Genomic DNA, 13057 nt, shown 5'->3' on the forward strand with positions numbered 1-13057 from the left:
GTCAGCCCTTGAGGGCCGCGCCCACCACCCTGTTGAAGTCGGCCACCGTCAGGAGCGGCAGGCTCTTGCCGTCGGCGAAGAGCTGCTTGCCGTCCATGACGAAGCCCGGTGTGCCGGTCACGCCGTCCTTGTTGTCGTCGAAGGTCTTCGACATGGCCATCGCCCAGGCGTCGTAGGTGCCCTTCTTGACCGCGTCCTGGAACTTCGTGTTGTCCTTCAGCGCGGGGACGGTCTGGGCGATCTTGATGAGGTAGGCGTCGTCCTTGAGCTTGTCCTGCGTCTCGTCCGGGTGCCACTTCGTCGAGTACATCGCGGTCTTGTACTCGAGGAACGCCTCGTCGCTGACGTTCAGGGCGGCCCCCAGAGCGCTGAGCGCGTTCTTGGAGCCCTGGCCGTTGTCCTTCCTGTCGATGAACGTGGCGCCGATGTACTGGAACTTGAACTTGCCGTCGTCGAGGTCCTTCTTGAAAGTCGGGCCGACGACCTGCTCGAACTGGGCGCACACGGGGCAGCGCGGGTCCTCGTAGAGCTTGAGGGTCTTCTTGGCGGTGCTCTTGCCGATGATGACCGTGGTGCCCTTGGTCCCCGTGGTGTGGGCGGGGGCCGTGACCTTGGCGTCCTTCTGGCCCTCCCAGTAGCTGGGCTTGTTGGCCTGGACGACGGCGTAACCTATGCCGCCGGCCGCCGCCAGTACGGCCACGACCGAACCGGCCACGATGGCCTGCCGCTTGACCTTGGCACTCTTGGCCTGGCGCTCGCGCTCCTGCCGCAGCCGCTCTCGGGCCGCCGTCTTCGAGGCCTGGCTGTTCCGCTTGCTCATGTCGGTGTTCTCCATGTGGGACGCGCATACGTCGTACGCGGGATACGTGTGGGGGACTGGTCGTGCTCAGGTGCTGTGCGCAATGACGGTGCGTGCTGTGCAGCGCACCAGGTGTCGCTCAGGCGAAGACGACCGAGCACGGCGGTCCACGCCGTCCCAGGGAGTGCACGAGGATCCGCTCGCGGGCGCCGGCCGCGCGGCTGCCGGTGTGCCGTACGCGCCGCACCGGTTCGGCGGGCCGGACGGTCACCGCGGCGACCGCCAGCAGCAGCGGACGGAAGGTGGTCGCGGTCACCGCGCGGACCAGCTGGGCCAGCGCCCGCTCGCCGCGGCGCAGCCAGGCGGCGGCCAGCAGGCCGACGCCGACGTGAGCGGCCAGCAGCAGCCAGGCGGTGGCCGGGTCGGCGTGGGCGACCAGGGCGGCGAGCCGGTCGGTGCCGGTGCCGGTCACGCGGGCAAGTGGGGCGGTTGCCCCGGTGCCGATGCCGGTGCCGTTGCCGCACAGCACGTCGAAGCCGACCGAGCGCAGGGGGCCGGCGACGGGGCCGCCCGCGCGGCCGTAGCAGACGTGCTGGCCGGTGGTGAAGACCGTGTCGGCGGCCAGCTCCAGCGGGATCAGCAGGGCGGCGATCCGCGCGAAACCGCGCTCGCGGCCGGCCAGGGCGTAGGCGACCGTGAACACGGTGGCGGCGACCGCGGCCACCGTGTTGAGCGGCAGCGGGACCCGCGACAGCAGCACGTGCGACGCGGTGCTGAGCGTCACGACCAAAGCCGTGAACAGCGCCGCGCGAAGCGCTCTGATGCGGGTCCCGGATATGTCCATAGCGTGGAGAGTCTGTCACGTGGTCCTGTAAGGGACCCCTAAATGCTCCCTGTGAGATTACGGACTGTCAGAGCCCCGGGATCCGGCCGTTGCGGAACAGGTCCACGAAGATCTGGTGGTCGGCACGCGCGCGTGCGCCGTAGCCGTGCGCGAAGTCGGTCAGCACGCCCGCGAACCCGTCCTCGTCGGCGGCGATCGCCGCGTCGATGGCGCGCTCGGTGGAGAACGGCACCAGGGACTCGCCGGAGGTGTCGTCCGCCGCCGCGTGCATGGTGGCCGTGGCCCGGCCCAGGTCGGCGACGACGGCCGCGATCTCCTCGGGGTCGTCGATGTCGCCCCAGTCCAGGTCGACGGCGTACGGCGACACCTCGGCGACCAGTTGGCCCGCGCCGTCCAGCTCGGTCCAGCCCAGCCACGGGTCGGCGTGCGCCTGCAGGGCGCGCTGGGAGATCACCGTGCGGTGACCCTCGTGCTGGAAGTAGTCGCGGATCGCCGGGTCGGTGATGTGCCGGGAGACGGCCGGGGTCTGGGCCTGCTTGATGTAGATCACCACATCGTTCTCCAGGGCGTCGCTGTGGCCCTCCAGAAGGATGTTGTACGACGGCAGCCCGGCCGATCCGATGCCGATGCCCCGGCGGCCCACCACGTCCTTCACCCGGTACGAGTCCGGGCGGGCCAGGGAGGCGTCCGGCAGCGTCTCCAGATAGCCGTCGAAGGCGGCGAGGACCTTGTAGCGGGTCGCCGCGTCCAGCTCGATGGAGCCGCCGCCGGGCGCGAAGCGGCGCTCGAAGTCGCGGATCTCCGTCATCGAGTCCAGCAGCCCGAAGCGGGTGAGGGAGCGAGCGTCACGCAGGGCGTCCAGGAGCGGCCCCTGCGCGGTGTCGAGCGTGAACGGAGGCACCTCGTCGCTCTTCGCGCCGGTCGCCAGCGCGTGGATGCGCTCGCGGTACGCGCCCGCGTACACCTCGACCAGCTCGGTGATCTGGTCGTCGGCGAGCGCCTTCGCGTAGCCGATGAGGGCGATGGAGGCGGAGAAGCGCTTCAGGTCCCAGGTGAAGGGGCCGACGTACGCCTCGTCGAAGTCGTTGACGTTGAAGATCAGGCGGCCGTTCGCGTCCATGTACGTGCCGAAGTTCTCCGCGTGCAGGTCGCCGTGGATCCACACGCGCGAGGTGCGCTCGTCCAGGTACGGGCCGCCCCGCTTCTCCGCGTCCAGGTCGTGGTAGAAGAGGCACGCCGTACCCCGGTAGAACGCGAAGGCCGAGGCGGCCATCTTGCGGAATTTCACGCGGAACGCGGCCGGGTCGGCGGCCAGGAGCCGGCCGAAGGCGGTGTCGAAGACGGCGAGGATCTCCTCGCCGCGCTGCTCGTCGTTGAGCTGGGGAACCGACATCGCGGGGTGCCTCCTGGTGCATGGATGTGTACGACGGCGTTTCTGTTTTTTCCAACGGTCGAGGGTGCGCGGAAGTGCCCGCGATCCTCGCAGTGAAGGTACGCGGGGCAGCCCCCGGATTGTCAGTCCCGAGGCATAGACTTCGACGCTGACCCCAGGACTGTCCGCCAGCCCGTCGCCGCGCGTTTCCTTTGGAGGCCGAACCGTGTCAAAGCCGCCGTTCACGCACCTGCACGTCCACACCCAGTACTCGCTGCTGGACGGTGCCGCGCGGCTGAAGGACATGTTCGACGCGTGCAACGAGATGGGCATGACCCATATCGCCATGTCCGACCACGGCAACCTCCACGGGGCGTACGACTTCTTCCATTCCGCGAAGAAGGCCGGGGTCACCCCGATCATCGGGATCGAGGCATATGTCGCCCCGGAGTCCCGGCGCAACAAGCGCAAGATCCAGTGGGGCCAGCCGCACCAGAAGCGCGACGACGTCTCCGGTTCCGGTGGTTACACCCACAAGACGATCTGGGCGGCGAACGCGACGGGTCTGCACAACCTCTTCCGCCTCTCCTCGGACGCGTACGCCGAGGGCTGGCTGCAGAAGTGGCCCCGTATGGACAAGGAGACCATCTCCCAGTGGTCCGAGGGCCTGATCGCCTCCACCGGCTGCCCCTCCGGCGAGCTCCAGACCCGGCTGCGTCTCGGCCAGTACGACGAGGCCCTGAAGTCGGCCGCCGAGTACCAGGACATCTTCGGCAAGGACCGCTACTTCCTGGAGCTGATGGACCACGGCATCGACATCGAGCGCCGGGTCCGCGACGGCCTCCTCGACATCGGCAAGAAGCTCGGCATCCCGCCGCTGGTCACCAATGACTCGCACTACACGTACGCGCACGAGGCGACCGCCCACGACGCCCTGCTGTGCATCCAGACCGGCAAGAACCTCTCCGACCCGGACCGCTTCAAGTTCGACGGCACCGGCTACTACCTGAAGTCCACGGACGAGATGTACGCCATCGACTCCTCGGACGCCTGGCAGGAGGGCTGCCGCAACACGCTCCTGGTGGCCGAACAGGTCGACACCGCCGGCATGTTCGAGGCGAAGAACCTCATGCCGAAGTTCGACATCCCCGACGGCTACACCGAGGTCACCTGGTTCAAGGAGGAAGTCCGGCGCGGCATGGAGCGCCGCTTCCCCGGCGGCATCCCCGAGGACCGCCAGAAGCAGGTCGAGTACGAGATGGACGTCATCATCCAGATGGGGTTCCCGGGCTACTTCCTCGTCGTCGCCGACTTCATCATGTGGGCCAAGAACAACGGCATCGCCGTCGGCCCCGGCCGAGGCTCCGCGGCCGGCTCGATCGTCGCGTACGCCATGGGCATCACCGACCTCGACCCGATCCCGCACGGCCTGATCTTCGAGCGGTTCCTCAACCCCGAGCGCGTCTCCATGCCCGACGTCGACATCGACTTCGACGAGCGTCGGCGCGTCGAAGTGATCAGGTACGTGACCGAGAAGTACGGCGCCGACAAGGTCGCCATGATCGGCACGTACGGCAAGATCAAGGCCAAGAACGCGATCAAGGACTCCGCGCGCGTGCTGGGCTACCCGTACGCGATGGGCGACCGCATCACCAAGGCGATGCCCGCCGACGTCCTCGGCAAGGGCATCGACCTCAACGGCATCACCGATCCCTCGCACCCCCGCTACTCGGAGGCGGGCGAGGTCCGCGGGATGTACGAGAACGAGCCCGACGTCAAGAAGGTCATCGACACCGCCAAGGGCGTCGAGGGCCTGGTCCGGCAGATGGGTGTGCACGCCGCCGGCGTGATCATGTCCAGCGAGACCATCACCGAGCACGTGCCCGTCTGGGTGCGGCACACCGACGGCGTGACCATCACGCAGTGGGACTACCCGAGCTGCGAGTCGCTCGGCCTGCTGAAGATGGACTTCCTCGGCCTGCGCAACCTGACGATCATGGACGACGCCGTCAAGATGGTGAAGTCCAACAAGGGCATCGACCTGGAGCTGCTGAGCCTCCCGCTGGACGACCCCAAGACCTTCGAACTGCTCCAGCGCGGCGAGACCCTCGGCGTCTTCCAGTTCGACGGCGGCCCCATGCGCTCGCTGCTGCGTCTGATGAAGCCCGACAACTTCGAAGACATCTCCGCCGTCTCGGCGCTCTACCGTCCCGGCCCGATGGGCATGGACTCGCACACCAACTACGCGCTGCGCAAGAACAAGCTCCAGGAGATCACCCCGATCCACAAGGAGCTGGAGGAGCCTCTCGAGGAGGTCCTGGCCGTCACCTACGGCCTGATCGTCTACCAGGAGCAGGTGCAGAAGGCCGCGCAGATCATCGCCGGCTACTCGCTCGGCGAGGCCGACATCCTCCGCCGCGTCATGGGCAAGAAGAAGCCCGACGAGCTGGCGAAGAACTTCACCATCTTCCAGGCCGGCGCCCAGAAGAACGGCTACAGCGACGAGGCGATCCAGGCCCTGTGGGACGTGCTGGTCCCCTTCGCCGGCTACGCCTTCAACAAGGCGCACTCCGCCGCGTACGGACTGGTCTCGTACTGGACCGCCTATCTCAAGGCCAACTACCCGGCCGAGTACATGGCCGCCCTGCTGACCTCCGTGAAGGACGACAAGGACAAGTCGGCGGTCTACCTCAACGAGTGCCGGCGCATGGGCATCAAGGTGCTCCCGCCGAACGTCAACGAGTCGGTGCACAACTTCGCCGCCCAGGGCGACGACGTGATCCTCTTCGGTCTCGAGGCCGTCCGCAACGTCGGCACCAACGTGGTCGAGTCGATCATCAAGAGCCGCCAGGCCAAGGGCAAGTACGCCTCCTTCCCCGACTACCTCGACAAGGTCGAGGCGGTCGCGTGCAACAAGCGCACCACGGAGTCGCTGATCAAGGCGGGCGCGTTCGACACCCTGGGCCACACCCGCAAGGGTCTGACCGCGCACTTCGAGCCGATGATCGACAACGTGGTCGCGGTCAAGCGCAAGGAGGCCGAGGGCCAGTTCGACCTCTTCGGCGGCATGGGCGAGGAGGAGAGCAACGAGCCCGGCTTCGGACTCGACGTGGAGTTCACCACCGAGGAGTGGGACAAGACCTATCTGCTCGCCCAGGAGCGGGAGATGCTCGGTCTGTACGTCTCCGACCACCCGCTCTTCGGCCTGGAGCACGTGCTGTCCGACAAGGCCGACGCGGGCATCTCCCAGCTCACCGGCGGTGAGCACGCGGACGGCGCGGTCGTCACCATCGGCGGCATCATCTCGGGCCTGCAGCGCAAGATGACCAAGCAGGGCAACGCCTGGGCGATCGCCACCGTCGAGGACCTCGCCGGCTCCATCGAGTGCATGTTCTTCCCGGCGACCTACCAACTGGTGTCGACCCAACTCGTCGAGGACGCCGTCGTGTTCGTCAAGGGCCGCCTCGACAAGCGCGAGGACGTGCCGCGGCTGGTGGCGATGGAACTCCAGGTCCCGGACCTGTCCAACGCGGGCACCAACGCGCCCGTGATCCTCACCATCCCGGCAACGAGGGTCACCCCGCCGATGGTCAGCCGCCTCGGCGAGATCCTCAGCCACCACAAGGGCGACAGCGAGGTCCGCATCAAGCTCCAGGGCCCGACCAGGACGACGGTCCTGCGCCTGGACCGGCACCGCGTCAAGCCGGACCCGGCGCTCTTCGGCGACCTGAAGGTGCTGCTCGGACCGTCCTGCCTGGCCGGCTGAGCGACGTACGCGCGCGGGCGAACCAGCCGAGACGAGGGGCGCATCCGGTGATCCGGGTGCGCCCCTCTGTGTGCCTGGGTCTCAACGACCCGATATGCAGATGTCAGTTGTGAGCGCGTCAGTTGTGACCGAAGCGTTTCTGCTTGCCCTTGCGGGCCATGTCGCCGGGGGTCATCTGGCTCAGGTGCTGATCGGCGTGCGACTCCGTCGAGGACTGCTGGGTCGTCTGCTGACCGCGCTCGGACTGCGGCTGCTTTCGCTCACGGTTCTTGTTCTTGGCCATGGTTCTGCCTCCTGTGTGGAATAGGGGCCAGGGCCGCGACCAGATTCACATAGGCTGACAACGAGCGCATTTCGGATAATTACCGTCTGTGACAGGGCATCTCGGAGTGCGAGGACCCGGGACGCGACCCGAAACGCCACGCCGAAGATCGAGTTCGGGCCGTTAACCCCCGCGCAGTCGGGCAGACTCGAAGGAAGCCCGAAGCAAACCTCCCGGAAACCGGAAAGAGGGTGGACCACGTGGACCGCTGCATCGTCCTGGTGGACGCCGGTTATCTGCTGGGGGCCGCCGCCAGTCTCCTCGCCGGTGAGCCGTCACGCTCCCGCATCACCGTCGATCACGCCGCCCTCATCCAGGCCCTGCGCGAACGCGCCGAGTCCGACACGGAACGGCCGCTGCTGCGCATCTACTGGTTCGACGGCGCCCCCGACCGCGTCCCGCAGCCCGAGCACCGCAGGCTGCGTGTGATGCCCCGGGTCACCGTCCGGCTCGGCGCCCTGACCCGCAGCGACGGACGCTGGGCGCAGAAGGGCGTCGACGCCGCCATGCACGCCGAGCTCACCGAGCTCGCCCGCAACCGCGCCTGCTCCGACGTCGTCCTCGTCACCGGCGACGGCGACCTGCTGCCGGGCATGATGGCCGCCAAGGAGCACGGCGTCGCCGTACACCTGTGGGCCGTGCAGGCCGCCGACGGGGACTACAACCAGTCCGAGGACCTGGTCGCCGAGGCCGACGAGCGGCGCGTCCTGGACCGTACGTGGATCACCAAGGCCGTACGGGCCAAGGAGCTCGGCGGGATCTGTGCGCCGCCGCCCGTGCCGCGCCCCGAGATCGCCGCGATCCTCTCCGCGCCGCTGCCGGAGTCCGCGCTCGCCTCGGCGGCCGAGCGGGCCGCCGAGGACGGCGAGCATGCGCCCGCGGCGGCCCGCTCCGAGAACGGCACGCAGGAGCGGGTGCCCGCGCCCAAGGGCGTGCCCACCCCGAAGGACCTGGCCGCGCTGCGCGCCCCCGGGGTGCAGCCCGCCCAGCCCCCCGCGAACGCGACCCTGCGCTGGTCCTCCGACAAGGGCTGGGTCGACCGGCCCGTCGCGGAGGCCCCCGAGGCTGCGTCCATGCCGACGCTGGCACAGCTGACCACGGCGGAGCAGCGGTGGGCCGACCGTGAGGAGGACATCACCACGGTCGGCGGCGACCCGTACGAGGTCGGGCAGGTGTTCGCACGGCGGTGGATGGAGCGCCTGGGCGACCAGAGCCATCTGCAGAAGCTGTCCGGGATGTACCCGCGCGTCCCCCACCGCATCGACGGCGAGCTGCTGCGCTACGCCGCCCGTTTCGGGCTGCTCGCCCACAAGGACGACCAGATCGACGAGCACGACCGGTATGCGATCCGGGCCGGGTTCTGGCGGGAGATCGACGTGCGGACGGCCGCGGAGCATGCGCCTGCCGGCGAGTGAGCCGAGTGCGGTGAGCCGGGCACGCGGGGGCGGCGCCGTCGTGGTCGAGCGCCGGTGCGCCGGGTTCATCTTTTTACCGGTGGTTGTGCGGTTATGGGCCGACCCGGGAGCGGGCGGGGGCCCTCGACCCCGTACCCTCGTCCTTTGTGAGTACGCGCGCGGCACAGGCACTTCGGCACGGTGGGGACGTCGTGTGCGCGGTGCGCGGACTGACCAAGACCTATCCGGCGGTGCGAGGACGGCGGGGTGCGCCGGGGACGCCTGCGGTGCGGGCCACCGACGACGTGCACCTCGACATCCGGCGCGGTGAGATCTTCGGTCTCCTCGGGCCGAACGGCGCCGGCAAGTCCACCCTCGTACGGCAGCTGACCGGACTGATGCGGCCCGACGCGGGGCGGGTCGAGATCCTCGGGCACGACATCGTGCGGCACCCCGAGCGGGCCGCGCGGATCCTCGCCTACCTGGGGCAGGAGTCGAGCGCCCTCGACGAGCTGACCGTGTCCCTCGCCGCCGAGACGACCGGGCGGCTGCGCGGTCTTGAGGCCCGTGAAGCGCGGGCCGAGCGGGACGCCGTACTGGAGGAACTGGGGCTCACACCCCTTGCCGGGCGGCCGCTGAAGAAGCTGTCCGGCGGGCAGCGGCGGCTGGCGTGCCTCGCCGCCGCGCTGGTCGGGGAGCGGCCGCTGCTGGTGCTCGACGAGCCCACCACCGGGATGGATCCCGTGGCCCGGCGGGCCGTGTGGGCGGCCGTGGACCGGCGGCGGGCCGAACGCGGGACGACGGTGCTGCTCGTCACGCACAACGTCATCGAGGCCGAGACGGTCCTCGACCGGGTCGCCGTCCTCGACCAGGGGCGGGTGATCGCCTGCGACACCCCCACCGGGCTCAAGGAGCAGGTCGCCGGGGAGGTCCGGGTCGAGCTGGTGTGGCGCGAGAATGCGCCGCTGCACGTCCCGGAGGTCGCCGCGCTGCGTGAGCGGGCCGCCGAGTCCGGGCGCCGCTGGACGCTCAGGCTGGCCCCCGAGGAGGCCCGCGCGGTCGTCGCCACCGTCACCGGCGGCAGCGCCTTCGCCGCGCTCGACGACTTCACCCTGGCCACGCCCAGCCTGGAGGACGTGTACCTGGCGCTGGGCGGCGCCGCGCAGCAGGGGCTGGTGAAAGCGTGAGGAGCACCGTCGTGAGTGCGCGGGCCGCCGCAGCCGTATGGTCCCTGTGGGAGAGGGCGATCGCCCCAGTGGGCCCGGGCTCTGTGGGCCCGAGTGAGAAGGGGAGCAGCGCGTCGTGAGTGTCGTACCCGCCGATGTCCTGCCGGGCGGTGCCCTGGCCGTGGAGGAGGCCGGCCGCGGCGCGGCCGAGCTCGGGCCGCGGGCGCGGATGTGGCCGTCCCTCGTCGCCGTGTACCGGGCGCAGCTGTCGCGCGCGCGGGTGGCCCGGATCCCGCTGCTGTTCGTGGCGACCTTCCAGTCGATCGGGATCATGGTCCTGATGCGGGGGGTCGTGGACGGCGGCGGCGAGGCCGAGTCGGTGGTGGCCGGGGCGTCGGTGCTCGTGGTGGCGTTCGTCGCGCTGAATCTGCTCGCGCAGTACTTCGGGCAGCTGCGGGCGAGCGGCGGGCTCGACCACTACGCGACGCTGCCGGTGCCGCCGGCGGCCGTGGTGCTGGGGGCGGCCGGGGCGTATGCCTCCTTCACCGTGCCGGGGACCGTGGTCACGGCGGTGTTCGGATGCGTGCTGTTCGGGCTGCCGCTGTCGCATCTGTGGGTGCTCGCCGCGGTGATTCCGCTGGCGGGGGCGGCCTTGGCCGGGCTGGGCGCGGCGCTGGGACTGCTCGCGCCGCGGCCCGAACTGGCCACTCTGCTCGGCCAGTTGGGCATGTCCGCGGCGCTGCTGCTCGGGGTGCTGCCGGCCGACCGGATGCCCGAGGTCGTGCGGTTCGCGCGGGATCTGCTGCCCTCGACGTACGGCGTCGAGGCCTTTGCGCGGACCTTCGGGGCGCATCCCGACTGGGCCTTCGTGGCCGGGGACCTCGCCGTGTGCGCCGGGGTGGGCGTGGTCTCGCTGGCCGTCGCCACCTGGGCGTACCGTCGGGCGGCCGTCCGGTGACGCGCCGCACAGACGGGCCTGGCACGATGGCAGGGTGACCGCACCATTGACTCCGCCTCCGCCGCCGCACGAACAGTCCTCGCAGAACGCGTGGCAGCCCCCGGCTGCCGGGTACGTGGCTCCTGTGGCGCACGACGCCGCGTGGGACGGCACGTACGGACAGGACGGGCCCGGAATGAAGACCGAAGTGCGGGAGGCCGCCGTGGTCACGGTGGTGGTGGCGGTCGCGGGCGCGCTGCTCGGGGTGCTGTGGTGGTGGCTGGCGCCGCATGTGCCGCTCGTCGGCGACGTGGTCGACAAGAGCTGGGTCGTCTATCTCTCCGACAGCGAAGGGGAACAGGCGATCGGGGTGGACGGAACGTTCACGCTGCTTGCGGTGGCCTTTGGTGCGGTGAGTGCGCTCGGGGTCTTCTTGTGGCGGCGGCGTGGGGGTGTGCCGTTGGCGGTGGCGCTGGGGTTCGGGGGGCTGCTCGGGTCGTTGCTGGCCTGGAAGCTCGGGGTGTGGCTCGGGCCGTCGCAGGATGTGATCGCCCATGCGGAGCAAGTGGGCAAGGGCGTTACGTTCTCTGCGCCGCTGAAGCTCGGGGCCAAGGGGGCGTTGCTGGCGTGGTCGTTGGCTGCGCTGGTGGTGCATCTCGGGTTGACGGCGCTGTTCGGGCCTCGGGATCCGGAGCCGTATCAGGAACACGGGGGTCTTCCCAAGGATCCTTATGGGGCGCCGATGGCGTAGGTGCGGGCCCGCGGCGGAGCCGCTGATGGATGCAGTCGCCCCCGCCGCCCCTACCCGTCCCATCCCCAGGGGCTGCCGCCCCTTCGACCCCGCCAAGGCTTCGCCCCGGGACCCCGGCGGGGACTGCGTCCCCTGCGCCCCTGTTCGGGGCTCCGGCCCTGAACCCGGGCGGGGACTGCGTCCCCTGTACCCCTCCTCGGGGCTCCGCCCCGGACCCCGGTCGGCCTGAATGGCCTCGTCCTCAAACGCCGGACGGGCTGAAGGATGCCGGCCGGCGTTGAGGACCCTGAGCTCTCACCCTGAGCTCTCTTACGCTGGGCGATGGCCGTGGTTGGAGCGGCCCTTCTTGAGGCGCCATTTGCGCTTCCTGGTTTTCTTCGACATGTCCCTTGTACTTAACCGAGACAGGGGCAGGCGTCGAGGGGTCATGCACGGCCGATGGGGGCCACTGTCGCCTCGGTCAGCTTGGTCAGGTCCTCGGGGGAGAGTTCGACCTCCAGGCCGCGGCGGCCCGCCGAGATGCAGATCGTGGGGTGGGCGGAGGCCGAGGCGTCCAGGACCGTGGGGAGTTTCTTGCGCTGGCCCAGGGGGGAGATGCCGCCGCGGACGTAGCCCGTGGTGCGTTCGGCGAGGGCGGGGTCTGCCATGGCGGCTCGTTTGCCGCCCACCGCCGAGGCCAGGGCCTTGAGGTCCAGCTGGCCCGCCACGGGGACCACGGCCACCGTCAGGGCGCCGTCCACGTCCGCGACCAGGGTCTTGAAGACGCGGTCCGGGGACACGCCCATCGCCTCCGCCGCCTCCTCGCCGTAGGAGGGGTGGGACGGGTCGTGGTCGTAGGCGTGGATCGTGTACGGCACTCCGGCGGACGTCAGGGCGACCGTTGCGGGGGTGCCGCCCTGCTGCTGGTTCTTCTTCGGCTTCTTCGCCATCCCGGCCTTCGCAGTGACTAAAGCGGTGACTTCAGTTGAGGCTTGTGCGGCCGCGCGTCAGGTCCGACGCCGGCAGTGACGGCAGGCTACGGATGATCGCGGTCTCGGAGCGAAGGAGTTTCAGCTCGTCGCGCAGCCTCGACGCCGTGTCCGGGGCCTGGAGCAGGCGCTGCTTGGTGGGGGTGTCCAGCATCATCGCCGCCGCCACCAGGTAGGAGACCACGGACGGTTCGTCCGGGAGGTCGGCGCCGGTCGAGAGGGACCGTTCCCGGGCGCCTGCCAGGCGTTTCTGGTACTGGCGGAATGCTCGCAGAACGCCTTCGGCCAGCGCGCCCGCCTCGTCGCCCGGGTCCTCCGGGAGCTCTTCCAGGTCCGCCGTCAGGAAGGGGCCCGACGCGTCCACGGACACCAGGCGCGCCCGGGTCGTGCCCGTTGCCAGGACCTCGAAGGTGCCGTCCTCGTGTTCTCGGATCGTCGCCGCGTCCGCGACGCAGCCCGTCGAGTGGAACGACTTCGCCGGGTCGGGGCCGAAGCCGGCCGCGGGCCCGAGTTCGGGCAGGGCCGTGGGGTCCGGCATGCCTGGCGCGCTCTGTGCCACCTCGTGGCCGTCGCGGATCGCCACGACGGCGAACCGGCGCGGTTCGTCCTCGGGTGTCTTGAGCAGGTCGCGCATCATGGCGCGATAGCGCTCCTCGAAGACGTTCAGGGGCAGTACCAGCCCCGGGAACAGCACCGAGTTCAGAGGGAAGAGCGGGAGACGGACGGTGGTCACGACGC

11 protein-coding genes are annotated in these 13057 nt (G+C 70.0%); 5 read left to right on the forward strand and 6 right to left on the reverse strand.

What is annotated here, in order from left to right; translation table 11 throughout:
* Window position 1 precedes the first annotated feature (1 nt).
* The 3 genes from IH68_RS0112080 to IH68_RS0112090 form a co-directional block, all read right to left on the reverse strand.
* Entirely contained in the window at window positions 2-820 is an 819-nt protein-coding gene (locus tag IH68_RS0112080; protein WP_030932851.1) for a thioredoxin domain-containing protein, read from the reverse strand.
* A gap of 118 nt (window positions 821-938) precedes the next feature.
* Window positions 939-1643, reverse strand: a complete 705-nt coding sequence (locus tag IH68_RS0112085) for a hypothetical protein (RefSeq protein WP_030932854.1) — start codon at window positions 1641-1643, stop codon at window positions 939-941.
* Between the two features lie 67 nt (window positions 1644-1710).
* Window positions 1711-3036: a DUF2252 domain-containing protein gene (locus tag IH68_RS0112090; protein WP_030932857.1), complete on the reverse strand. Its 1326-nt coding sequence runs from the start codon at window positions 3034-3036 to the stop codon at window positions 1711-1713.
* A 205-nt stretch (window positions 3037-3241) separates the two neighbouring features.
* Here IH68_RS0112090 and dnaE point away from each other — a divergent pair, with 205 nt between their 5' ends.
* On the forward strand, window positions 3242-6781 hold the full coding sequence (dnaE, locus tag IH68_RS0112095) for a DNA polymerase III subunit alpha (RefSeq protein WP_030932860.1): 3540 nt from the start codon (window positions 3242-3244) through the stop codon (window positions 6779-6781).
* Window positions 6782-6899: 118 nt separating this feature from the next.
* On the opposite strand, the gene IH68_RS57065 is transcribed toward dnaE, so the two are convergent.
* Entirely contained in the window at window positions 6900-7064 is a 165-nt protein-coding gene (locus tag IH68_RS57065) for a hypothetical protein (RefSeq protein WP_199931870.1), read from the reverse strand.
* A gap of 239 nt (window positions 7065-7303) precedes the next feature.
* Here IH68_RS57065 and IH68_RS0112105 point away from each other — a divergent pair, with 239 nt between their 5' ends.
* From IH68_RS0112105 to IH68_RS0112120, 4 genes are all read left to right on the forward strand, one after another.
* Entirely contained in the window at window positions 7304-8518 is a 1215-nt protein-coding gene (locus IH68_RS0112105; protein ID WP_030932862.1) for an NYN domain-containing protein, read from the forward strand.
* 191 nt (window positions 8519-8709) lie between these two features.
* The gene (locus IH68_RS0112110) at window positions 8710-9684 is read left to right on the forward strand and encodes an ABC transporter ATP-binding protein (RefSeq protein WP_030932865.1); all 975 of its coding nucleotides are present in this window, start codon (window positions 8710-8712) and stop codon (window positions 9682-9684) included.
* Window positions 9685-9799: 115 nt separating this feature from the next.
* A complete protein-coding gene (locus tag IH68_RS0112115; protein WP_030932868.1) occupies window positions 9800-10621 on the forward strand; it encodes an ABC transporter permease in 822 nt (273 codons plus the stop codon).
* A gap of 34 nt (window positions 10622-10655) precedes the next feature.
* Entirely contained in the window at window positions 10656-11351 is a 696-nt protein-coding gene (locus IH68_RS0112120) for a hypothetical protein (protein ID WP_063763509.1), read from the forward strand.
* A gap of 425 nt (window positions 11352-11776) precedes the next feature.
* Here the strand turns inward: IH68_RS0112120 and ybaK are convergent, their stop codons facing one another.
* Both ybaK and IH68_RS0112130 read right to left on the reverse strand, forming a co-directional pair.
* Window positions 11777-12280 carry a Cys-tRNA(Pro) deacylase gene (ybaK, locus tag IH68_RS0112125; RefSeq protein ID WP_030932874.1) on the reverse strand — a complete coding sequence of 168 codons (504 nt, stop codon included), beginning with the start codon at window positions 12278-12280 and terminating at the stop codon, window positions 11777-11779.
* Between the two features lie 31 nt (window positions 12281-12311).
* Complete coding sequence (locus IH68_RS0112130; protein ID WP_030932877.1) at window positions 12312-13052, reverse strand: LON peptidase substrate-binding domain-containing protein; 741 nt, start codon at window positions 13050-13052, stop codon at window positions 12312-12314.
* Window positions 13053-13057 lie beyond the last annotated feature (5 nt).

This window comes from Streptomyces sp. NRRL S-646 (assembly GCF_000720765.1).
Taxonomy (GTDB): domain Bacteria; phylum Actinomycetota; class Actinomycetes; order Streptomycetales; family Streptomycetaceae; genus Streptomyces.

What these genes read in the sequence shown, in the direction of transcription:
- IH68_RS0112080 (WP_030932851.1), bottom strand. Translation starts at nt 820, where the DNA reads ATGAGCAAGCGGAACAGCCAGGCCTCGAAGACGGCGGCCCGAGAGCGG.
- IH68_RS0112090 (WP_030932857.1), bottom strand. Translation starts at nt 3,036, where the DNA reads ATGTCGGTTCCCCAGCTCAACGACGAGCAGCGCGGCGAGGAGATCCTC.
- IH68_RS0112085 (WP_030932854.1), bottom strand. Translation starts at nt 1,643, where the DNA reads ATGGACATATCCGGGACCCGCATCAGAGCGCTTCGCGCGGCGCTGTTC.
- IH68_RS57065 (WP_199931870.1), bottom strand. Translation starts at nt 7,064, where the DNA reads ATGGCCAAGAACAAGAACCGTGAGCGAAAGCAGCCGCAGTCCGAGCGC.
- ybaK (WP_030932874.1), bottom strand. Translation starts at nt 12,280, where the DNA reads ATGGCGAAGAAGCCGAAGAAGAACCAGCAGCAGGGCGGCACCCCCGCA.